Source organism: Mycobacterium paraintracellulare, from assembly GCF_000276825.1.
GTDB classification, from domain to species: Bacteria; Actinomycetota; Actinomycetes; order Mycobacteriales; family Mycobacteriaceae; genus Mycobacterium; species Mycobacterium intracellulare.
This window is the reverse complement of the sequence record NC_016948.1, coordinates 2,061,186-2,084,119: the sequence shown is the minus strand read 5'-3', so window position 1 is coordinate 2,084,119 and position 22,934 is coordinate 2,061,186. Positions and strand designations below refer to the sequence as shown.

Annotated in this window: 17 protein-coding genes; 5 read left to right on the top strand and 12 right to left on the bottom strand. The window is 67.6% G+C overall.

All coding sequences use genetic code 11. The features are described from left to right. The first annotated feature begins 39 nt into the window (after window positions 1-39). Entirely contained in the window at window positions 40-783 is a 744-nt protein-coding gene (locus OCQ_RS09720; protein ID WP_008255725.1) for a sensor domain-containing protein, read from the top strand. A 44-nt stretch (window positions 784-827) separates the two neighbouring features. On the opposite strand, the gene OCQ_RS09715 is transcribed toward OCQ_RS09720, so the two are convergent. From OCQ_RS09715 to htpG, 3 genes are all read right to left on the bottom strand, one after another. After that, the gene (locus OCQ_RS09715) at window positions 828-1,847 is read right to left on the bottom strand and encodes a TIGR03617 family F420-dependent LLM class oxidoreductase (protein WP_008255724.1); all 1,020 of its coding nucleotides are present in this window, start codon (window positions 1,845-1,847) and stop codon (window positions 828-830) included. A 42-nt stretch (window positions 1,848-1,889) separates the two neighbouring features. Next, window positions 1,890-2,105 carry a hypothetical protein gene (locus OCQ_RS09710; protein WP_008255723.1) on the bottom strand — a complete coding sequence of 72 codons (216 nt, stop codon included), beginning with the start codon at window positions 2,103-2,105 and terminating at the stop codon, window positions 1,890-1,892. Window positions 2,106-2,174: 69 nt separating this feature from the next. Beyond that, complete coding sequence (gene htpG, locus OCQ_RS09705; RefSeq protein WP_008255722.1) at window positions 2,175-4,109, bottom strand: molecular chaperone HtpG; 1,935 nt, start codon at window positions 4,107-4,109, stop codon at window positions 2,175-2,177. A gap of 115 nt (window positions 4,110-4,224) precedes the next feature. On the opposite strand from htpG, the gene OCQ_RS09700 reads away from it, so the two are divergent. Then, window positions 4,225-4,845 carry a TIGR03085 family metal-binding protein gene (locus OCQ_RS09700; protein WP_008255721.1) on the top strand — a complete coding sequence of 207 codons (621 nt, stop codon included), beginning with the start codon at window positions 4,225-4,227 and terminating at the stop codon, window positions 4,843-4,845. Between the two features lie 81 nt (window positions 4,846-4,926). On the opposite strand, the gene OCQ_RS09695 is transcribed toward OCQ_RS09700, so the two are convergent. From OCQ_RS09695 to OCQ_RS09685, 3 genes are all read right to left on the bottom strand, one after another. Next, entirely contained in the window at window positions 4,927-6,468 is a 1,542-nt protein-coding gene (locus OCQ_RS09695) for a class I adenylate-forming enzyme family protein (RefSeq protein WP_014384437.1), read from the bottom strand. A gap of 2 nt (window positions 6,469-6,470) precedes the next feature. After that, window positions 6,471-7,313, bottom strand: coding sequence for a thioesterase family protein (locus OCQ_RS09690; RefSeq protein WP_014384436.1), 843 nt, complete (start codon window positions 7,311-7,313; stop codon window positions 6,471-6,473). A 100-nt stretch (window positions 7,314-7,413) separates the two neighbouring features. After that, window positions 7,414-8,127 (bottom strand): VIT1/CCC1 transporter family protein, encoded by a 714-nt coding sequence (locus OCQ_RS09685; protein ID WP_014384435.1) that lies wholly within the window; start codon window positions 8,125-8,127, stop codon window positions 7,414-7,416. Window positions 8,128-8,330: 203 nt separating this feature from the next. On the opposite strand from OCQ_RS09685, the gene OCQ_RS25955 reads away from it, so the two are divergent. Then, window positions 8,331-8,963 carry a hypothetical protein gene (locus tag OCQ_RS25955; RefSeq protein WP_014384434.1) on the top strand — a complete coding sequence of 211 codons (633 nt, stop codon included), beginning with the start codon at window positions 8,331-8,333 and terminating at the stop codon, window positions 8,961-8,963. Between the two features lie 96 nt (window positions 8,964-9,059). Here OCQ_RS25955 and OCQ_RS09675 read toward each other — a convergent pair whose 3' ends face one another. The 6 genes from OCQ_RS09675 to OCQ_RS09655 form a co-directional block, all read right to left on the bottom strand. Further along, window positions 9,060-9,695, bottom strand: a complete 636-nt coding sequence (locus OCQ_RS09675) for a class I SAM-dependent methyltransferase (protein WP_014384433.1) — start codon at window positions 9,693-9,695, stop codon at window positions 9,060-9,062. Beyond that, window positions 9,692-10,624 (bottom strand): SAM-dependent methyltransferase, encoded by a 933-nt coding sequence (locus OCQ_RS09670; RefSeq protein ID WP_036455114.1) that lies wholly within the window; start codon window positions 10,622-10,624, stop codon window positions 9,692-9,694. Before OCQ_RS09670 ends, OCQ_RS09675 begins: the two co-directional genes overlap by 4 nt. Before the next feature lie 133 nt (window positions 10,625-10,757). Continuing rightward, complete coding sequence (locus OCQ_RS27035) at window positions 10,758-11,048, bottom strand: hypothetical protein (protein ID WP_085318490.1); 291 nt, start codon at window positions 11,046-11,048, stop codon at window positions 10,758-10,760. Window positions 11,049-11,189: 141 nt separating this feature from the next. Further along, window positions 11,190-11,621, bottom strand: coding sequence for a nitroreductase/quinone reductase family protein (locus OCQ_RS09665; protein ID WP_008255709.1), 432 nt, complete (start codon window positions 11,619-11,621; stop codon window positions 11,190-11,192). 87 nt (window positions 11,622-11,708) lie between these two features. Continuing rightward, on the bottom strand, window positions 11,709-12,026 hold the full coding sequence (locus OCQ_RS09660; protein WP_008255707.1) for an STAS domain-containing protein: 318 nt from the start codon (window positions 12,024-12,026) through the stop codon (window positions 11,709-11,711). Beyond that, window positions 12,026-14,596, bottom strand: coding sequence for a SpoIIE family protein phosphatase (locus OCQ_RS09655; RefSeq protein ID WP_014384430.1), 2,571 nt, complete (start codon window positions 14,594-14,596; stop codon window positions 12,026-12,028). The genes OCQ_RS09660 and OCQ_RS09655 overlap by 1 nt, the downstream gene beginning before the upstream one ends. 116 nt (window positions 14,597-14,712) lie before the next feature. Here OCQ_RS09655 and OCQ_RS09650 point away from each other — a divergent pair, with 116 nt between their 5' ends. After that, the gene (locus OCQ_RS09650; RefSeq protein ID WP_280523836.1) at window positions 14,713-22,218 is read left to right on the top strand and encodes a BTAD domain-containing putative transcriptional regulator; all 7,506 of its coding nucleotides are present in this window, start codon (window positions 14,713-14,715) and stop codon (window positions 22,216-22,218) included. Then, window positions 22,215-22,904 carry a Type 1 glutamine amidotransferase-like domain-containing protein gene (locus tag OCQ_RS09645; protein ID WP_014384428.1) on the top strand — a complete coding sequence of 230 codons (690 nt, stop codon included), beginning with the start codon at window positions 22,215-22,217 and terminating at the stop codon, window positions 22,902-22,904. The genes OCQ_RS09650 and OCQ_RS09645 overlap by 4 nt, the downstream gene beginning before the upstream one ends. Window positions 22,905-22,934: the final 30 nt, after the last annotated feature.

Here is a 22,934-nt window from a genome sequence, read left to right as displayed (position 1 = left end):
ACCCCTGAGGAGTCGGCTCAAGCAGGAAGGGCACCCACCATGCGCCAGCTAACTGCCGCCGTCGCCGTCGCCGGGCTACTGGTCGCCGGGTGCGGTGACAGCAGCGCAGGCGACACCGCGGCGTCGTCGAGCACGACCACCACGGCGTCGCCCAAGACTCCCCTCGCGAAGGCCGCGCTGCCCGACCTGATGCTCAGCCCCGACGACATCGACAGCGCGCTGGGCACCCGGGGAACGACGAGCGACCCGCCGTTCACCAACCTCGGCGAGGACCCGGTGCACCGCACCGACTACACCTTTCCGCCCGAATGCAAGTACACGATCCATGCCGGATTGGCGTCCGAATACGCCGACAGCGGAAGCACCGGCGTGTACGGCTACCACGACATCGCACCGACGCCGCCCCGCGGCAACCAATTGGAAAGCCCCGACGTCTACCAGTTCGTGGTGTTGTATCCCTCCCCCGAGCAGGCGAACGCCTTCTTCTCCACGTCATCTCAGCGCTGGCCCGCCTGCGCCAACCGCCAGGACACCGTCCCCGCCGACGGCACCCACCCCGAGCTTCAGTGGAAGGTGAGGCAGGTGTCCAACGCCAATGGGGTGCTGAGCACGTCGGTGATCGTGACCGTCAACGGGGACGGCACGAACGTCACGATGCCCTGTCAGCGGGCGCTGACCGCCCGCCGCAACGTCGTCATCGACGTCGACGTGTGCCGCAAGGATGTCGGGGACCTCGGCGTCAACATCGCCAATCAGATCGCCGCGAAGGTCGACAAACAGTAGCGGACTCCGATGCTCGACGGCCCCGATAGCCTTCTGCCGTAACGCTATTGGCGGTGCCGTATCCGCCGCGCCACCTCGCCGTAGCGCTCGAAGCGGTCCTGGTCGGCCACGGAGTTGTACATCACCAAACGCGTTGCCATGCCGGCGTATTTGTCGGTCAACGCGTCGGCCAGGCCGTCCCAGCTGGACTCGGTGGCGAAGACGGCGATGTGGTCGTCGCTGACCTGGGCGGCCATGCCGGCGAAGTCTCCGGCCTTTTGTTTCTCCCGGATCCGGGCGGTCGTGCCCTCGAAACCGGCCTCGTCCCAGATGAACGCGTAGTTGGGCGTGCTTCCGTAGAACGCCATGCTGGCGCGCACGACTTCGCGCTGCTTGTCGCGCTCCTCGTCGCTGTCACCGACGATCGTCATGACGGGCACGATGATCGCGAGGTCCGACACCGAACGCCCGGCCTTGGCCGCCCCTTCGGCGACCGTCGGCAGGACGTGGCGGGCCAGGTATCCCGGTTCGCCGATCGGGTGGACGTGCACCCCGTCGGCCACCTCGCCGGCCATCCGCAGCATCCACGGATTCACCGCCGCGATATCGACTTTCGGGTCGACAGCGCCGATGGGTCCCGGGCTCCACTGCGGGGTGATGAAGTCGAGATCGTAGAAGTCGCCGTGGTGGTCGAGCGTCCCGGAGCGAAAGGCCGCGAAACACGCCTTCACGGCGAGCAGGTAGTCGCGCAGCCGCGGCCCGGGCCGTTCGAAGGCCGTGCCGTAGCGCCGCACGACGTGGGTGCGCACCTGAGTTCCCAAACCCAGCCGGAACTTTCCCTCGGTCGCTTCCTGCAGTTCCCACGCCGCGGCGGCGGTGACGAAGGGGCTGCGCGGGAACGCCACCGCGACACCCGTGGACAGCTCGAGACCGGGCGCGGCCTGCGACGCGACCGCGGCGTTCAGGTAGGCGGTGCGGCCCGTCTCGGTGAACAACAAACCGGAGAAGCCGGCGGATTGGGTCCGGCGGGCAAGTTCGCCGATTTGAGCGAGCGGCTGGGGCGTCGTCATCGCGTCGACATGCATGGTGGGAGCCTACGTGGCCGGCCGCGCGCGACGATCGTTGATTCAGCGCTTCGTCGGCCGTCGGCTCACCGGGGCGGTAAAGCCTTCGGTGTCATCGAAGAAGGCCCACTGCCCGTCGTCGTTGACCTCCATGCGCCAGCCCAGCTCGGTGTTGCCGCCGACCGAGTGGACGAACCATGCGTGCGCGGCCTCGGCGTTGGCGAAATTCTTCGTCGCGACCACCCGCCCGTGAGGGTCGATGACGCGGAACTCAGCCATGGGACCTAATTATCCCCACCCGCGGCGTTTCAATCCGAAAAACTTCGGCATCCGGCGCCCAAGCCCGGCCTACACCGTGCGGGCCAACCGATCGGCCAGCATCTCGGCAAACCGCGCCGGATCGTCGAGCGCGCCGCCCTCGGCGAGAAGCGCTGTGCCGTAGAGCAATTCGGCGGTCTCAGCGATGGACGGGTCGTCGCTGCGGTCCTGGTGTGCCTGGCGAAGGCCCGTGACCAGCGGGTGGTTCGGATTGAGCTCGAGGATCCGCTTGCCCACCGGGATGTCCTGCCCCGAGGCGCGGTAGAGGCGCGCGAGCGCGGGCGTGATCCCGAACGCGTCGGTGATCAGGCAGGCGGGCGAGTCGGTGAGCCGAGTGGAGAGCCGAACCTCCTTGACGTGATCGGCGAGGGTGTCCTTCATCCAGGCGAGCAAATCGGCGAATTCCTTCTGCTGCTCTTCGCGCTCGGCCTCGCTCTCGTCGCCCTCGGCGCTCAGGTCCACCTCGCCCTTGGCGATCGACTGCAGCGGCTTGCCGTCGAATTCGGTCACCGTTCCCACCCAGACCTCGTCGACCGGGTCGGTGAGCAGCAGCACCTCGTAGCCCTTGGCTTTGAACGCCTCGAGGTGCGGCGACTTCAGGATCTGCTGACGCGTCTCCCCCGTGGCGTAGAAGATCTGCGTCTGGCCGTCCTTCATGCGCTCCACGTACTGGGCGAGCGTGGTGGCTTCCTCCTCGCTGTGCGTCGAGGCGAACGAGGAGATCTGCAGCAGCGTCTCCTGGTTGTCGAAGTCCGACAGCAGACCTTCCTTGACGACGCGGCCGAATTGGGTCCAGAAGGTCCGATAGTCGTCGGGGCGCTCGGACTGCAGATCCTTGATGGTGGACAGGACCTTCTTCGTCAACCGTCGCCGGATGGCTTTGATCTGCCGATCCTGTTGCAGGATCTCGCGAGAAACGTTGAGCGACATGTCCTGCGCGTCGACCACACCCTTGACGAAGCGCAGGTATTCGGGCATGAGCTGATCGCAGTCGCCCATGATGAACACGCGCTTGACGTAGAGCTGGATGCCGGTCTGGGCGTCGCGGTTGAACAGATCGAACGGCGCGTGCGACGGAATGAACAGCAGCGCCTGGTATTCGAAGGTGCCCTCGGCCTTCATCGCGATGACCTCGAGCGGGTCGTCCCAGGCGTGCGCGATGTGCTTGTAGAACTCCTTGTATTCCTCCTCGGAGACCTCGTCTTTGGGCCTGGCCCACAGGGCCTTCATCGAGTTGAGGGTCTCGGTCTCGATGGTGACGGTCTCCTCGCCGCCCTCCTCGCTGGCCGGTTCCCGGCGCTCGACCTGCATGCGGATGGGCCAGGCGATGAAGTCGGAGTACTTCTTGACCAGACCCCGGAGCTTGAACTCCGAGGTGTAGTCGTGCAGCTCGTCCTCGGCGTCTTCGGGCTTGAGGTGCAGGATGACCGACGTCCCCTGCGGCGCATCGTCGATCGATTCGATCGTGTACGTGCCCTCGCCGCTCGATTCCCATTTGGTGGCGTCGCTCTCGCCAGCCTTACGGGTCAGCAGCTCGACCTTGTCGGCCACCATGAAGCTCGAATAGAAGCCGATGCCGAACTGGCCGATGAGTTCCTCCGACGCGGCCTCGTTCTTGGCGTTCTTGGCCTCGCGGAGTTGCTGGCGCAGCTCGGCGGTGCCCGACTTGGCCAGCGTCCCGATCAGGTCGACCACTTCGGCGCGGGTCATGCCGATGCCGTTGTCGCGGATGGTCAGGGTGCGCGCCTGGTGGTCGACGTCGATCTCGATGTGCAGGTCGGAGGTGTCGACGTCGAGGTCCTTGTTGCGGAACGCTTCGAGCCGCAGCTTGTCCAACGCGTCGGAGGCGTTGGAGATCAGCTCCCGCAGGAACGAGTCCTTGTTGGAGTAGACGGAGTGGACCATCAGATCCAGCAGTTGCCGAGCCTCTGCCTGAAACTCCAACTGCTCGACGCGCGCGTTCATGACTTCTCCTATATCTCCTTTCCAGGGCCGGACGGTCTCAAATTTACCGAGCCGCCGACCGTCGGTGTGTGGTGGACCCGTCCTCTTCGGGGGTGACCGGCTCTACGCTGAACCCATGTCTGTTGCTCAACGCGAACGCGCCGCCCTGGTGGACACCATGCGCGAGGTCGGTCCGGACGCTCCCACCCTGTGCGAGGGCTGGACGACGCGGGACCTGGCCGCTCACCTGGTGATCCGGGAGTATCGGCCCGACGCCGCCCCGGGCATCCTGATCCCGTTCTTCGCCTCCCACACCGCCAAGGTGCAAAACCAGGTGAGCGAGCGAAACGAGTGGGACGAGCTGGTCGGCAAGGTCGCCGCCGGCCCGCCGGTCTACTCCCCGCTCAAGCTGCTCGACCCGGTCGCCAACGTCGCCGAGATGTTCATCCATCACGAGGACGTGCGCCGCGCGCAGCCGGGCTGGCAGCCGCGCGCGCTGGAGCCCGCGCTGAGCACGATGCTGCGCCGCACCCTGCCGCTGATGGCCCGGATGACGCTCGCCAAGGTGCCCGCCCGGGTGGCGCTGCGCACCCCGGAGGGCAAGACGTTGCTCACCGCCGGTCAGGGTCCGGCGGTCACGGTGACCGGCGCGCCCGCCGAGCTGTTGCTGTTCTCCGTCGGGCGCGCGGCGCAGGTCGAGTTCGACGGCGACGCCGCGGCGGTGCAGGCGGTTCGCGACGCGCCCAAGGGGTTATAGCATCGCGCCGCGGGCGTAACGCCACGGCGAAAAATTCAGCGGAATCTCGCCGTGGCGTTACACGTGCGCGAATAGGGAAGGTCACCCAAACGCCGCGCGCAGGTCCTTTTTGATCACCTTGCCGAATTGATTGCGCGGGAGCGTGTCGACGACCACGAGATGTTCGGGGTGCTTGTAACGGCTCAGCCCTCGCGATTGGCAGTGTTGCACAAGGGATTCCAACGTCACACCGTCGGCGGTGGCGGGCACCACGACGGCGCAGACGCGTTCGCCGGTGCGCGGGTCGGGGATCCCGATGACGGCGACGTCGGCGACGGCGGGATGGGTCGCGAGCGCATTCTCGATCTCGAGGGCGGAGATGTTCTCCGCGTTGCGGATGATCGCGTCTTTGGTGCGACCGGTGACGCGGACGTTGCCGCCCGCATCGATCAGGCCGAGATCGCCTGTGCGCAGCCACCCGTCGTTGTCGAAAGCCTCGGCGTCCAGCGAAGGATCGGCGTAACCGAGGAAACATTGGGGGCCCTTGAGTCGCAGCTCCCCCTCCTGGCCGGCGCCCAGTTCGACCTCGTAGTTGTCGACCACGCGAACCTTGACCCCGGGCACCGGCGGGCCGACGGTGTGGTCGAGCACCTCCGGCGGGGCGGTCAGGGGCGGCGAAGTCGCACACGGAAACTCGGTCATCCCCCACGCGTTGGCGATCCCGGCGATGCCGAAGGTCTCCCGGACCTGCCGTCCGAGTTCGGCGGTGATGGGCGCGCCTCCCGCCAGGCCACCCCGCACGGACGGAAACAACGGCCGATCACCGTGGGCGCGTTGGGCTTCCAGGAACGCCACGAAGAACGGGGTGGCGGTGCCCAGGAACGTCGGGTTGTGGGCGGCGATGGCCAGCGGCGTCGTCGCGGGGTCGAACGACGCGAACAGCGCCAGCCGCATGCCGGTCAGCAGGGCCGTCGCCAGCATCGCCGCCCCGCCGATGTGAGCGATCGGGAAGGCGATGGGGTCCACGTCGCTGCTCGTGGCCCCGACCATGCCCACCACCCCCGCCGAGCCGGCGATGACCGAGGTATCGGTGTGGCGGATCCCTTTGGGGTCCGCGGTGGTCCCGGAGGAGTAGTAGACCCAGCGGGCGTCGTCGGCCGATCGTGGGGGCGCGGGCAGGGATCCGTGGTGGGCGCCGGGCAGCCGCAGCCCGCCGGACGGAGGCGTTTCCAGGTCGAGGGTGATGACCTCAAAACCCTTGTCCCGCGCCAACTCGCGGGCCAGGCCGCCATGGTCGAAGCCGCGCCAAACATCTGGTGCCACAAGGAATTCGGTGTTCAACTGGCCGGTGATGAAGCCGACTTCGCTCTCGCGCAGCAACGGGATGATCGGGTTTTGCACCGCACCCAGCCGGGCCAGCGCGGACATCACCACCAGGGTTTCCAGCGTGGTGGGCAGCTGCCAGGACACCACGGTTCCCGCGCGGACACCCCGTTCGGCGAAGGCGGCGGCAGTGGCGCACGCGGCGTCGTGGAGCTGGCGTGCGGTCAGGCTGCGACCGTGCTCGTCGGCGAGAAGCGGCCGGTTCGATCCACGTTGCGCCGCATCGGCAATCAACGCCCAGAACGTGCCGGCGCCAGCCAACGTCAGCGAACCGTCGGGTCGGTGGAGGGCGGGCGAAATCCCGAATGCGCGACGGCGACCGACACACCGGTGCCGATCGGGCCCTTCTCGTCGACGAGTACCGCGGAGCCGCTGGCCACCCCGTCGTGGCTGTGATGCATGAGGGAAGCCAGCCCGATGTGCGGTCCCTCGGGCAGCCGGGTCAGCGTCAGCGTGTAGTCGACGTTGATGAATTCCAGGGAGTTGGTGCCCCAGTTGGCGATCGAGGCCGTGATGTCGCCCGCCATCGCGGCGCGGGTGAAGGCGGACAGCGGTTCGTCGTCGATCAACGGGCGGTTCTCGTGCAACCAGCTGTATTTCGGGCCGTCGGTCTGGGGCCAATCCGGCTCGGGGTTCTGCACCTCCGAGCCCCAGCCGTAGGTGCGCATGAAAAGCGTCGGGGAAGTCTCACCCAGCGGCATCGGCGGCATCTGTACCGGCGGTGACCAGATGTGTCCGTCGGGCTGGGGACCGCGCCGCACGAACAGCGCGCTGGCCTGTGCCACGGGGGCGCCGTCCTGGATGATGACGGCCTCGACCAGCCGCAAACGCCGCCGGTCCTGGCGCACCTCGGTGTGCACCTCGAGCGGTTTGAGCGCCGTCGGCCGGGGCAGGTCGACGGTGAGCCGCGCGGGTTGCAGGTGCGCGTCCGGCGCGGCCCGCTCGACCGCCCACGCCAAGAGTCCGCCGACGACGTGGCCGCTGAGCGATGGGCCCCATCCGCCGCGCGCGATTTGTGTTGGTACGAAATGTTTTTCGTCGCGCACGAAATACGGCGCCGGTTCCGCCCATTGGGCTTCATCCGGAACGAAATTGGGCTCGGCCACTGCATGACCCTTCGCGTGAGGGGATCGCGGAACCCTGCTGAGATCCGCAACGGTGAATGTTACAGTTGCGCTTCCAGTCGCTGGATGCGCACCGTGCCGGTCAGTCGATGGCGGCGCCCACCAGGTGACCGATCACGTAGGTGACCGTCAGTGCGAGGCTGCCCCCGATGGCGTTGCGCAGCACCGCGCGAAGCTTCGGCGCCCCGCCCAGGCCGGCCGAGACCGCTCCGGTGACCACCAGCGCCATCAGCACCGCCACCATGGTGACGGGGATCCGCCACGTGGTCGGCGGGGCCAGAATGGCGATCAACGGCAGCAGGGCGCCGATCGCGAAGGACAGGGCCGACGACGCCGCCGCCTGCCACGGATTCGTCAGCTCCTCGGGATTGATGCCGAGTTCGACCTCGGCATGGGCCAGCAACGGATTCTGATCGGTGAGTTCCTCTGCCACGGTGCGCGCGGTGGCGGCCGTCAGGCCTTTCGCTTCATAGAGTTCGGCGAGCTCGTCCAGTTCGGCGGCCGGATCGTCGCGCAATTCGCGACGCTCCTGGCGCAGCAACGCCCTTTCCGTGTCGCGTTGGGTGCTGACGGATACGTATTCGCCGAGCGCCATCGACACCGCTCCGGCGACCAGCGCGGCGCTTCCGGCGGTCAAGATCGGCGCTCGCAGGGTCGTTGCCGCCGCAACCCCGACGACGATGCCCGCGGTGGAGACGATCCCGTCGTTGGCGCCCAGCACGCCCGCGCGCAGCCAATTCAGCTTCGAGGACACCGATCCGACATGCGGTTCGGCCGGATGTGACGTAGTCGACACGGCGGCAACGATATAGAGGAAAACCCTGGCCGACTAGCCAACCTAGCCTTGCCAAACCGGTGCGTGTCGATGCCCCGCCCAAGCATTGCATGGGCCAGACACAGCTAGTCCATAGGGAAGCTATCTAGCGTCTGGGTTGTGTCGGGGGGAGGTTCCGAGCACATCCCTAGTTGAAGAAGTCCCTAGTGGATAGGTGAAGCACCATGAAGTTGAAGCAGCTTGTCGGAGGGGTGACCATCGCCGGCGCGCTCAGCGCCGCGGCCCTGGGAATGGGCGCCGGGTTTGCCAACGCCGCGCCGGGCGGTCCGCCGCCCGGTCCCGGTGGTCATGGCGCACCGCAACCCGGGGGCTTCCACGCCCCCACCGGGCCCAACGATCCCGGCGGACCCGGTGGTCCTGGCGGTCCCGGTGGTCCTGGTGGTCCGCCCGGGGGCCCGGGTGGACCCGGTCATTCCGGTGGGCCTGGCGGGCCTGGCGGCCCCGGCGGCCCCGGTCCCGATCACCCCGGCGGTCCGGGCGGTCCGGGTGGTCCCGGCGGCCCCGGTCCCGATCACCCGGGTGGACCCGGTGGTCCGGGCGGACCCGGTGGTCCGGGCGGCCCGTGGCACGGCGATGACCAGCGCGGCTACTTCCACGGCGCCCCGTGGGGCGACGGGCCCGGCCCGTGGGGCCCGGGCGCACCGCCGCGGCCGGCGTGGGATCGACCGCTCCCCCCGCCCGGCGGTCACTGGGTTTACGGCCCGATCGACTACTGGGGCTACCAGGAAACGCCGTACTGGAACCCTCGTTTCAACCAGTGGGGATTCGACTTCTTCGGGGTCTGGATTCCGCTGTAAAGATCGCTGAACGCGATGCCCGCCTCGCCGATCGGCGACGCGGGCATCGTCGTTTAATGCGTTGGCGGCGAACGCTTCCGCGGTTCGACGCGAGTTTCAGCGTTTGGTGCCGACGGTCAACAGGTCGGACACGAGGCGGGTCCAGACCGGCCGCGGGATCCGGTGCTGATCGCTGATCACGAACCCGGCGTCTTCGAACAGCGCCCGCATCTCGGGCGCCGACGTGTTGTGTTGCGGCTTCCACCGGTTCTGCGCGGAAGACTGCAGCCGCGGTTGCCGCGTGCTCAGGGCCGACACGGCCACCAGGCCGCCGGGCGCGAGCACGCGATGGAATTCGCGCAGCGCCGCGGGCTGATCGAAGAAGTGGAACGCCGAGGTCGTCACGACCGCGTCGAGCGCACCGTCGTCGAAGGGAAGCTGTTCGGCCGGGCCGCGCAACCACTGCACCCGATCCGATTTGGCCCGGGCCTGGCTGAGCATGCCGTCGGACATGTCGACGCCATAGATCTCGTCGGGATTCAGTTCACGCTGGATCCGGTCACTGAGAATCCCCGTGCCGCAGGCGATATCAGCGATCTTTCGCGCTCCGTGGTTGCGCAGCTGCGCGATCACCTCATTGTGCGGCGGCCGGTATACCCACTGCTGCAGGAACGGCAGGTCGTAGGCCGGCGCGAGGAGGGTCCACATCCGGGTGACGGCTTCGTTGAGCCCGCGGCGCTGCGGTGCGGTCACTTGGCCAGCACCGAGCTGAAGTAGACGGTGTCAGCCACCGAGACCGAGTCGTTGGTCTGCGGGATCGAGTCCAGGCCGAAGTCCGCCAGCAGCTCACTCATCTGGACGCCGACCGAGCGCCAGCCCAGGTTGTCGAGGTACGCGGCGACGTCGCTGCGCTCGCCCTGGTAGCCGAGATCACCGAATTCCAGGTCGAAGCCGTGCTCACGCCATTTCGCGGTGGCCCTGCGCATCATTTCCTGAGCTTTCTCGGTGTCTACCTCGGACATGTCCGGAATAGCTTCGCACGCCAGCCGGCTGCCCTCGGCGCTGAGTGCGGTGATGTTGTCCAGCAGGCGGTCCTGCGCCTCGGGCGGCAGATAACCGAAGAGCCCTTCCGCGATCCACGCCGTGGGCCGGCTCTTGTCGAATCCCGCGTCCGCCAAGGCTTTTGGCCAATCGTTGCGCAGATCGACGGGGACCGTGCGCAGCTCGGCCTGCGGGGCGGCGCCCAGCTCTCCCAGGGCGGCGGCCTTGAATTCGATCACCTGCGGCTGATCGATCTCGAACACCGTCATGTCGGCGGGCCAGGGCAGCCGGTAGGCGCGTGCGTCCAGGCCGGACGCCAAAATCACCGCCTGCCGGATCCCGGCCTGCGTCGCGGCCTGGAAGAACGAGTCGAAGAAGCGGGTGCGGGCGGCCATCGCGGCAGGCATGTGTTCGAGCTTCCAGCCGGACTCGTGGTCGTCGACATCGGCGGCGACCAGGTCGCCGGAGACCCAGCGCGTGAAGAAGTCCACGCCGACGGCACGAACCAGGGGCTCGGCGAATCGGTCCTCGATCAGCGGGTTGTCGGCGTTGGTCGCGATCGCCCGGGCGGCCGCCACCATCGTGGCGGTCGCACCCACACTGGTCGCAAGGTCCCAGGTGTCGTTGTCTGTGCGTGGCATGCGGCTGTTGTCCCCCTCGGAATCGGATTACTTAGCCGGTATAACGACCGGCGGGCGGGTGGAGTTCCCGCGCGCCGACCATCCGGCGATGTCGCCGATTCCAGGCGGGCGTTGCCGCAGCTAAGCGGGCCTTTTAGTGCGCTCCTGGGTGGCCGGGCGCACCGGGTCCGCCGGGCCCACCGGGGCCTCCGGGCCCACCAGGACCGCCGGGCCCGCCCGGTCCACCGGGCCCCCCGGGGCCTCCCGGGCCATTTGCGGCCGGAAGCAAGAACACGCACTCATTCAGCTCGACGCTCCAGCCCCAGCCCGGGGCGCATTCACCGTCGGCGCGGGCGATCGCGGACGTCCCGAGCACCGTCACCGGCAACCCCGCCAGCGCGAGGGCGAACACGCCGATCAGGGAGCGCCGCAGATACCGTCTCATCGCCGACCTCACTTTGTCCTTGGGGCAGGGCGCGCGGCGTTGGCCGTCGCATCAGGCCGGACCCGCGCACATCATTGTGCGGCAATCGACGCGTTAGCGTGCCGAATCGGCGGACCTGAATGTTGTTGGCGGCTCGCGCCTTCAGTCGGTCATCAATTCGAAGACCGGGATGACGCGATCGGTGCGTTGCTGGTATTCGCCGAAGCCGGGAGCGCGCTCGACGATCACGGGATAGATCAAATCCCTTTCCTCGCGCGGCAATTCGCGCGCGGTCACCGACTTGGGAGCGTCGGAGCCGATCTCGACGGTCAATTCGGGGACGGCGCGAATGTTGTGCACCCACGCGGGATGGTTGTCCCGGCCGGCCGCCGAGCCGACGATATAGATTTTGCCGTCGATGTCGAAGTAGGCGACCGGGTTGACGCGTTGGGCGCCGCTGCGCGCACCCTCTGACGTCAGCAACAACAGCGGGAAGCCCTCGAACTGTCCGCCGACCTTGCCACCATTGCGGCGAAACTCTTCGATGTTGTGCTCGTTGAAGTCCCGTTCCGAGCTCAGCGCGTCCTCACCCATTGCGCCATCGTGGCACGCAGGAGGCACATGGGCCAGTCATAACAGGTTATATGTTGCGCCGCAAGGATATTCAACACCGAGAAAGTGTTAGCGCTTCTCGGTCGGCGGCGCGGGGACGATGGCGGTGAGCTCGGTCAGGCCGCTGACCTTAAGGACGGGCATCAGGATCGGGTGCGCAACCAGCTCAATGCGGTCGGCGTGGGCGGCCAGGGCATTGATGGCGGCGCTGTCGAGGTACTCCACGGCGCTGAGATCGACAAGCACCGCCCCGTCGCTGCCGGTGGCGGCGGTGGACAGGGCCAGGGTGAAGGCGTCGACATTGGTCAGGTCGATTTCCCCCGATGCGACCAGCACGAGTTTCCCGTCGCGCCCGCGCGCGGTGTCGAGCGTGAGCGGCGTGGTCATCAGGTGATCCGCGCCGATAGGTGAACGGTGGTTCCGTCGTGCGCCGGTCGGATGTCGACGTCGTGCATCAGGCTTCGCATCAGCGGGATGCCCCGGCCGCGACGATGATGGGAGGCCGGCTGCGGAGCCTTCCACGAACCGGTGTCCGTGATCGTCAACTTCACCTCATCGCCCACCGCGACCGCGCCGAGCCGAATGAGGCCCTCCGGTCTGTGCCGGTGGCCGTGCTCGATCGCGTTGGCGACCGCTTCCCCGGCGGCAACCAGCACGTTCAAGGCCTCCTCGGGGCCCACCCGGACGCGGGCCAACCACTTACGCAAGGCGTTGCGGGTGGGCGCGAGCTGGCTGACATCGGCGGGGAAGTTCAGCTCCAACGGCGCCGGATGACGGTAGAGCAACAGGACGACGTCGTCCTGGTACCCGCCCGGCGGCGCGACGCGGGTCATGACCTGGTTGGCCAGATCTTCCAGTCCCAGCGTTCGAGCGTCCTGCGCGACGTCGGCGACGCGAAAGATGCCCCGATCCAGTGGACTGCGGCGACGCTCGACCAGCCCGTCGGTGTAGAGCAGCAGGGTCGTGCGCGCCGGTATGGTCACGCGGGCCTCCGGGCGCGACCAGTCCCCCCGTATTCCCAAAGCAATGGTGTGGCCGTCGTCGAGCAATTGGGTGCTGCCGTCGCCGTGCACCAGGATGGGCGGCGGGTGCCCGGCGCTGGAGTAGACCAGTTCACCGGTGTCGGGGGTCAGGACCGCGCACACCGCGGTGGTGCATTGCGCGCCGGGCAGCCGCGCGGCGAAGCGATCCAACCCCGCGAGAGCTGCAGCGGGGCTTGGGTTTTCGAACAATAGCGCACGACAGGCGCTGCGCACCTGACCCATCACCGCGGCAGCGGCGAGGCCATGGCCGACGCAGTCGCCGACAACCAACGCGATGCGCCCGTCCTCGAGGTCGACGATGTCGTACCAATCGCCGCCCACTTGCAACGGCCTTGTGGCGGCCTGATAGCGCACCGCGAATCCGCTGGGCAGATCGGCCGGGCCGAGGATCGCGTGCTGCAGGGCCAGAGCGGTTTCGCGCTGCTGGTCGACTTGGTGCACCCGCTGCAGACCCTGGCCGAGGCGGCCGGCCAGCACGGTGAGCAAGGTCTGGTCCTCCAGGGTGAACGGGCGTTGCTCGGCCAGGTCGATCCAGACGACGAGCACGCCCTCGGGGTGCTGCAGCGCGATGCCCGCCGTCCCCGGCTGCGTCGTCGTCGGGGTGAGTAAGTCGCCGTCCCGCAACGAGCTGAGCGCCCCTTGGGTGTCGGACGGCAGGTCGGCCCACTGCGCGGGCTCGCCCACCGACACCACCTGCGGCGCGCCGAAGGCCGTCTCCGTAGACGAGCCGTACGCCGGAAAGGTGACGGCCAGGACCCGGCGCGCCCGCCACAGCCGGCGCAGTTCTTCGGCGGCGGTGTGGACCGCTTCCTCGACCGTATCGGCTTGGGCCAGTTCCTGATTGAGCGCGTGTTCGCGGCCCACCGCCAGCGCCAACGCGATCGCGGCGTGCCGGGCGAAGTCGCTGACGAGGTCGAGGTAGTCGTTGCCGAACGGGGGCTGGCGCGGGTCGCGCGCGACGGCGATGACACCGAGCACCGCGCCGTCCGCGATGAGCGGGATGACTATCGCCGGGCGTTCACCGACATCGGTGAAGCCCTCGATCGGGTATTGGAAGGAATCGGTGATCAGCGGCAGACCGCGTCGCGCCACACCGCCCGTGGTCGAGCCCTCCATCGGTACCTGCCGACCGATCACTTCCGACGAATAGCGGCCCGCCGTTGCGGCCACCACCAGCGTGTCGGCCTCGTCGGCGACCGAGTCCGGCTCCCGGGGCACCAGCAAGATCGCCTGCTCGGCGCCGGCCAACTCCAGCGCCCTGTTCACGATCAGCTGCAGCGGCCCCGTCTGCGGGTCGCCGGACAGCAGCGCGGTCGTGATCTCACGACTGGCCGTCGTCCATTTCGCCGTTTCACGCTCGCGCTCGAAAAGTCGTGCGTTGTCGATGGCGGCGGCGGCCGCCGTGGCCATCGCTCGTACGGCACCCTCTTGCGAGTCGGTGAAGACGCGCCCGGGCCGGTCGTCGGCCAGGTAGAGGTTGCCGAAGTTGGCCGCCCGCACGGTGATCGGGATTCCCAGAAACGCCCGCAACGGTGGGTCCTGTGCGGGCAGCCCGGCGGTCTGCGGATCGGCGCTCAGATCGTCGACGCGCAGCCCGTCGCCGACCGGGAGGTCGCCGAGCCGTCGCGCTGCCTCCCCGTCGATGCCCGCGTGCACGAAGGACACGAGGCTGCCGTCGGGGGCGCGGATGCCCAGGGCGGCGTAGCGGGCGCCGGTCAGCTCCATCGCCGCTTTGAGGACCCGGTGCAGCGTCACGTCCAGGTCCAGATCGGAGCCCAGTTCGACGATGACCTGCACCAGTTGTTCCATCTGGTCGCGCGCCGCCACCAGCTCATCGAGCTGGTCGTGCATCTGGCCCACCAGTTCGCGCCGGCCCTGCCAGGTGAAGGCGGAGTCACTCCGGTCGCTGTCCATAGGCACCAAGGTAGTGCGTGGGGTTGCCGGCGCGCGGGCGCAGCGGCCTTTACTGAATCTTGACCGGGTATTGAATTGCCCCGCCGACGATAGGCAAGGTGAGTACCCTTTTGGCGGTGGAACTGGGGGTTTTAGGCCCTCTCCAGGTCCGGCGAGGCGGAGCGGCCGTCGGTATCCCGGGCGCGAAACCTCGCGCCATCCTCACCATGCTCGGACTGCACGACGGTTCCGTCGTGCCGGCCGACACCCTCGTCGAGTTGCTGTGGGGCGAGGATCCGCCGCGCACCGCTGACAAAGCCCTGCAGACCCACATCTCCGCGCTGCGCCGCACGCTCGGTGACGGCTTCGTCCTGACACAGGGCGCGGGTTGGGTCCTCGCCGACAGCGAGGTCGATGCCTCGCGGTACAAGACGGCCACCCGCCTGGGACGCGCTGCCGCCGCCGCCGGCGACACGAGCCAAGCGGTGGCCCGGTTCGACGAGGCCCTCGCGCTGTGGCGCGGAATCCCCGAACTTCCCGATGGCCGGCGCGGCACGTCCGAAAAAACGCGGTGGATGGAGGGCCACGCCGCGCTGGTGGAGGATCGAGCCGACGCGTTGCTGGCGACGGGCCGCGCCGCGGAAGTCATCGGCGATCTGGAGGCCGCGATTGCTGATGCTCCGCTGCGCGAAAGGCGGTGGGGCCAGCTGATGCTCGCCCTCTACCGCGCTGGCCGGCAAGGCGAAGCCCTCGGCGCGTACCAACGGGCGCGGGCGCTGCTTGCCGACGAGCTGGGGGTCGATCCCGGACCGGAACTTCGCCGGCTCGAGGCCGCGATCGTCGCGCAGGACTCGTCCCTGGACATTGCTGTGGCACAACATGTTCCGTCGGTGACCCGCGCGGTGACGTTCCTTCTCACCGATATCGAGGGGTCGACGGCCGCCTGGGAGGCGGAGGCCGGGGCCATGGCGGCAGCCCTCGCCCGACACGACGAGTTGATCGAGCACGTGGTCACGTCGCGTGGCGGTCGGCTGATCAAGACGCGCGGCGAGGGCGATGCCACCTTCTCGGTTTTCGAACGGCCGTCTGCGGCGGCCTCGGCAGCGGTCGAGTTGCAGGACGCGATCGCGCATGAACCCTGGGCGCTGCGGCAACCCATCCGCGTCCGGGTGGCGCTGCATACCGGCGAGGTCGAGCTTCGCGACGGCGACTACTTCGGCCGGGCCGTCAACCGGGTCGCGCGGCTGCGGTCGCTGGCCGAGGGTGGCCAGATCCTGTGCTCGGGCGCGACCGCCGAGCTCGTCATCGACTCGCTCGCCGACGACGTGGTGCTCACCGACCTGGGGATGCGCCAGTTGCGGAATCTCGCACGGCCCGAGCACGTCTTCGAGTTGCGACTGGAAACCGCTGAGCAGCGTCCGCAGCCGGCGGCGGCCGAAACCCCGATGGAGCGCCCCGGGCTTCCGGCGGTGCTCGTCGGCCCCGGGCCGTTCGTCGGGCGGGGCCGCGAACTCGAAGGCCTGCTGTCGGCGTGGCAGGGTGCACTGACGGGGGGCGTGCGCACGGTGCTGATCGCCGGCGAACCCGGCGTCGGCAAGACCCGCCTGGCCGGTGAGTGGTCGCAGCGGGCCTATGAAATGGGCGCGGTCGTGCTGTACGGCCGGTGCGACGAGGACCTCGGAGCGCCCTATCAACCGTTCGCGGAAGCGCTCCGTGCGCTCGTGCCGTGTATGGGCGCTGGGCGGCTGCGGGGACTGCGTGGTATCGAGGCGTTGCTGCCGCTCGTGCCCGGGCTGGCCGATGCGGTGCCCGACCTCGCTCCCCCGGCGCACGCGGATCCCGACACCGAGCGATACGCACTCTTCGATGCCGCCGTTGCCCTGCTCGAAATCGCCTCCGCGAGCGCACCGGTGCTCTTGATCCTCGACGACCTGCACTGGGCGGCCAAGCCGACGCTGCTCCTGCTGCGGCACCTGCTGCGCTTCGGCGACCACGCCCGCGTGCAGATCGTCGGCACCTACCGCAGCACCGACCTCGACCGCTCCCACCCCCTGGCGGCGATGCTCGCCGACCTGCACCGCGACGGCACGGCCAACCGGCTCAACCTCGGCGGCCTCGACGAGGACGACGTGACCACTTACGTCACCGAAGCCGGCTACGACGACGAAGAACTCGCGCACGCGCTGGCGTCGGTCACCGCCGGTAACCCCTTCTTCCTCATCGAGGCCTTGCGTCACGTCGACGAGAGCGGCGGCGTGTGGGACCAGAGCACCCTTCCTCAGGGCGTACGAGAAGCCGTGAGCCGCAGGCTTTCTCGTCTGCCCGTCGAGACCAATAAGGCGCTTGCCGCCGCCGCCGTCGTCGGCAGCCGGTTCTCCCTGGAACTGGTGGAGCAGGTGGTCGGCAACGACCTCATCGACGCGTTCGACGAAGCGCGCAACGCCGGCATCGTCATCGAAGAACCGGGCGGCAACTACCGGTTCAACCACGCCCTGGTCCGGCAGTCGCTGCTGGCCGAGTTGGCGTCCGTGCGGCGCATGCGGCTGCACCAGCGCATTGCGACGACACTGGAGGCGATGCCGGGCGCCGACGACGAACTGCTGGCCGAGTTGGCGCATCATTACTTCGAATGCGCTTGGGCGGGAAACGCGGCCAAGGCAGTCTTGTACTGCCGGCGCGCGGCGGACCAAGCGATGGCACGACTGGCCTACGAGGGCGCGGCCGACCTGTACCGCCACGCGCTGCACGCGCTGGAAGAGCTCGATGATGAGCTGCCCGATCGCGACGATCAGGTCGCCGAGCTATTGGTCGCGCGTTGCGAGGCCTTGTTGGCCGCCGGTGACGTGACGTCGGCCGCGGGTGCGGTCTCCCAATTGCGGGCGGCGACAGTCGATTCGGCCCGGCTCGCGGCGTGGGCGACCTGCTTCGACGGGCAGCTGTCGATGCTGATCCACCCCGAACGGTTGGACGAGGTCGAAGCCGCGTTGGCCGTGGCCGCCGCCAAACTCGCCGAACAAGACGACGCCGCCGGAGAAGCCACGGCGCACACCGTCCGCGCTGGGTGCCTAGCCCGTCTCGGGCGGATCGCCGATTGCGAGGGCGCCCTCGACGACGCGCTGAACGCGGCGCGTCGCGCGCGCGAACACCGCCGCGTGAACGCGGTTTTGGCGGGTGCTCCCCTCGCGGCGCTGTGGGGCCCCAACCCGGTGCCCCGTGCGGGCGGGCGGTGCCTGGACGTGGTGCGGCTGCTGCGGATCACGACCGACTCCCCCGCCGTCGAAGCCACCTCGACACGATGCCAGGCCGTGTTGGAGGCCTTTCGCGGCCGCGCCGCGGCGGCCCGTCGGATGATCGACTCGGCCCGGCGCACGGTGAGCGAGCTCGGCTTGCGTCATGCGCTATTGGAAGTTGAGCAGTTCGCCGGGATCGTCGAGCTCATCGTCGACGATCCGGCCGCAGCCGAGTCGCATCTGCGCAAGGCTTACAACGGCTTTCGTCGCATGGGCCTGGACGCCGACACTGCCGAGACCGCCGCGTTGTTGGGCCGCGCATACCTTGCACTCGGGCGCGAATCCGAGGCAGACGAATTGTGTTCGGAGAGCGAGCGTCTCGCTGGGCACGCGCTGAAGGCGTCGATCGCGTGGCGTACCCTGCGTGCGCACTTGCTGGCGCGGGGCAACGACCACGACGGGGCCCGGCGGATCGCCTCAGAGGCGGTCGCTCTGGCCGAGCGCACGGACGCCCTGGTCGATCACGGCGACGCATGTTTCACGCTGGCAACGGTGTTGGGGGCCGCAGGCGACGTGGCCGGGGCCCGGGCCGCCGCCGAGCAAGCGGTCGAACTGTATGAGCGCAAAGGCGCTGCGGCGCTTGCGGAGAGGGCGCGGGAAGTCCTCGGCAGGCGCGAGGTGCCTACCCCACCGATAGCGCCCGCACCTGAAGCGCCACGCGTCGAACTCGACAACGCCTGCGTGCGAGCGATTCGCCAGATAGACGCCGCCTACGATCGCGAAGCCTGGGACGAGATCGGGCAGCACGTCGCAGCCGTCGTCACCTGTGAAAGCCGCCGGAAGATAGTTGGCCTCGGCCGTCATGATCTTTCTTATGACGAATGGGAATGCGAAGCCAGACGTCTCCGCGAATTATTGGCCCCAGTGCGGTACCACCACGTGGTTGTCGCCGTGCGTGGCGAGCGCCTGGCTCTCACCCGGTTAGAGGTAGGTCCTGCAGACCAGAGCCCTGGGGCACCGCGGGACGAGTGGCTTCAGCTATACGGCCTCGACCAGGAAGGTCGAATTGCGCTGCATGTGTTTTTCGACCTCGAAGACATGGACGCCGCACTCGCCGAGCTCGATGCCACGCAGGCCCGATTCGAGACAGAACATCCTCGGGCGCGGCTCGAGAACGCCGCGACGCGGGTATACGAACGCTTCTGGTCGCACTTCGCCGCCCGCGACTGGGCTGCCGTAGGAACCATTGTCTCCGAAAGCCTTTCCGGCGCCGATCACCGACGGGTCGTGAATGCCGGGGACCGAGGCAGCCGAGAATCCGTGATCGAGGATCTGCAGGTGGCCGCCGACCTCGGGTTCACGATCGGGATGGCCGACGTCGTGGCGATCCGCGGCGAGCGCCTCGCCCTCACACGGGTGCGGGCGGCCGGCCGCGACCCGGAAACGATTCAAAACGATGCGATCAATGTCGTCGAGATCGACGCCGACGAGCGACTCACGTTGATCGTCGTCTACGACCTGGACGACTTCGACAGTGCCATAGACGAACTCGACGCTCGCTATCTTGCCGACGAGGCAGCACCGTACGCAGACGCATGGTCGGCCATCACGCAGGGCTACGGCCCCTTCAACCGGCGCGAAGGGATTGCGACGACGCCGGATTGGGTCAACATCGACCACCGGCGGGCTGTAGCCGTCGCCCCCGGCGAGTTGACTGACTACGTCCATGCCGCATGGGACCTCGAACAAGATGTCAGCATCTATATCGAGGCCGTGCATCGGCTAACCAACCGTGGGGCGGTCATCAGCCATGCGACGCGTGCCACCTCGCGGGAAGGCTTCGATGCCGAGTGGCGGATGGTACTTCTGGTGGCGGTGGACGGCGTGGTCAACCACTGCGAAGTCTTCGATGAGGGAGACCTCGACGTCGCGCTAGCGAGATTCGATCACCTCAACAGACCGGCACAGCGGCTGGAAAATGCTGCGAGCCAGATAGCGGAGCGCTTCTTTGCGTACTTCGCAGCCTGCGATTGGGACTCCTTGGCGACGACACTGGCCGACAATGTCTCGCACGACGATCGCCGGCACGTGGTTAACGCTGGGGTCCTACACGGTCGAGATACGCAAATTGCGAACCTGCAAGCTATCGCTGAGGTCGGTATCACGGATTTTTCGTCGACAGTCATCGCGACCCGCGGCGCGCGTCTCGCCCTCGTCCAAACCCGTTCCTCGGGACCAGACCAGGTTTCCGACGGCGTCCTCACTGAGGAACTCGGAGTCGTCGAGATCAACTCCGACAACCAGATGGCAGCCTACGTCACGTTCGACCCCGGCGACTTCGACTCCGCCGTCGCCGAACTCGACGCCCGCTATCTCGCGGGCGAAGCCGCTCCTTACGCGCGAACGTGGTCGTTCATCACGCGAGCCTATGCCGCGGTCAATCGAAACGAACTGCCCGCGATGACACCGGATTCAGAGTTCATCGACCATCGAGCGGTCTTAACAGCCGAGCGGGAGGATCTGACGGGATATCTTCCCGCCCTGTGGGACCTCACGCCAGATGTCAGAGTCTACGTCGAAGCGGTGCATCGGCTGAATGAGCTGGGAGCGGTCATGACCCATACTGCGCGCGGCACTTCGCAGGAGGGCTTTGATGCCGAGTGGCGGACGGTCGTCGTTGGCGTAACCGACGGCGATCTCTACCACCGCGTCGAGGTCTTCGACGAGTCCGACTTAGACGCCGCGCTGGCGAGATTCGAAGAGCTGCACCGGCAGGCACCGCGGCTGCAGAACACGGCAAGCCAAGTCAGCGACCGCTTCCTGGCGCACTTCGCGGCGCGCGACTGGGGTGCGATGGCCGAGATGACGGCCGACGACTTTTCGAGTGACGATCGTCGTCGCGTAGTGGGCGCGGGAGTCCAACTAGGCCGGGATGTCGATATCGACAATATGAGGGCGTGGGCCGACGTCGGGATTGCGAGCATGACATCACACGTCATCGCGACCCGGGGCGACCGCCTTTTCCTTGGCCGCACCCGTTTCTTCGGCCCTGAGCAAGGGCCCGACACGTTCCACAGCGAGGTGGTCGGCCTCGTCGAGATCGACACCGAAAACCGAGTCGTCGCGCGGGTCGTATTCGAGGCGGACGAACTCGACGCGGCCATCGCCGAACTCGATGCGCGATACCTCGCCGGGGAGGCCTCCACCCGCTCCCACACCTGGACGCTGGTGACGGAAGCCTTTGTGGCGCTGAACCAGCGGAAAATCCCTGCGACGACATCAGATTGGGTAAACATTGATCACCGACGACTGGTGCCGATCGGCACGGGTGATCTGGCGGCATATCTCTCTGTCGCGTGGGAACTTTCGCCGAAGTCCTACCTCTACGTTGCCGCCGTGCACCGCCTGAGCAGCCTTGGCGCGGTGATCACTCATGTCGCGGCTGGGACTTCGCCCGAAGGGCTCGACGCCGAGTGGCAGGTAATCGACGTTATGACTTTCGAAGGCGATCGGATCAACCGCTGTGAGCTTTTCGACGAGTCAGACCTAGACACCGCGCTCGCCAGGTTCGATGAGCTGCACGGCCAGACGCGGAAGCTGGAGAACGCGGCAAGCCACGCAGAACACCGACTCTTTGATCGCTCGAGCACCCACGATTGGGCGGCGATAGCCGAAATCTTGGCGCCGGACAGTTTCGTCGACGATCGACGTCGAGTGGTGAATGTCGGCTTCTGGGACGGTCGCGATGCCGTGATGGCAAATATGCGAGCACTGGCCGAGGGCCTTGCGCAGGTGTCCTTGACGGTGATCGCGACTCGTGGAAAGCGCCTCTCGCTCGCCCGCGTCCGCTCGTTCAATCCCGACTCCCGGCGGGAGGGATTTGCGGTAGAGCTGCTGGGAATCGCCGAAATTGACACCGACGGGCGGATCGCCGCCCACGTCTTTTTCGACGCCGACGATATCGATGCTGCCTTCGAGGAACTCGATGCGCGCTACCTCGCCGGCGAAGCGGCCGCGTACGCGCACACTTGGTCGGTGACTTCAAGGGCTAACGCCAAATTCAATCGTCACGAGCTTCCCGCGACGACGCCGGATCCGGTTTACATCGATCATCGATCGCTCGTATCGATCGAGGGGGTTGATCTGGCCACATCCGTGGGTGCCCTGTGGGACCTCACTTCGGATACCAGCGCCTACATCGAAGCCGTGCATCAGCTCACCGAATACGGAACCGTCACTACTCAAGTGCTGAAAATGACCTCGCAAGATGGATTTGACGCGGAATTGCGGTTGACCTACGTGATCGTGGTCGAGGGAAACCTGCTTAGCCGCGTCGAAGTCTTCGAGGGGTCAGATCTCGAGGTGGCCCTTGCGCACTTCGATCAGGTTACTTGCAGAGACCAGCCGAAGTGACAGCGCCACAACGCCAACCGCTCTACCTGCTAGCGGATAGTCAGCTGCTGTTCTGGAAGCGCGACGGCCGCCCGCTACTGGAAACGGCGCTCGACGGATTGGCTCGAGACAAACCGTTGAGCGCCGCCTACATCGGGGCCTCCAATGGCGACCGGCCGGAGTTCTACGAAATCTTCGAGGCGGCCGTGGACGCCGTCGGGATCACCGACCGTCGCATGATCCATTCGTCGTTCGGCCGGGCCGACCGCGCCTTCCTCGAAGGCGCCCAGGTGATCGTCCTCGCAGGCGGCGATGTCCGCCTCGGCTGGAACACCTTCGAGAAAACCGGCATGAAGGAGACGATCCTGAACCGCTACGCCAAAGGCACTGTCCTCGTGGGTATTTCGGCCGGCGCGGTCCAGCTCGGACGCTATGGAATCCTCGAGCTCCCAGGCACCGAACTGCTCGACGTGTTCGGCCTCGTCCCCATGGTGATCGACGTGCACGACGAACGCACCGAGTGGGCGCGGCTGACGCGGACAATCCAATCGCTGCACGGAGAAGCGACCGGGCTCGGCATCCCCACGGGCGGCGGAGTCGTCGTCCACGCGGATGCCAGCATCGAACCCCTGCGCCATCCCGCGCACATAGTCGCTTATGACGGCACCGCCGTCACGCACTCACTGTCGCGACCGGCGCGAACCTGACGTTCCTTGACGGCCGCCCTGCCCGCCTGT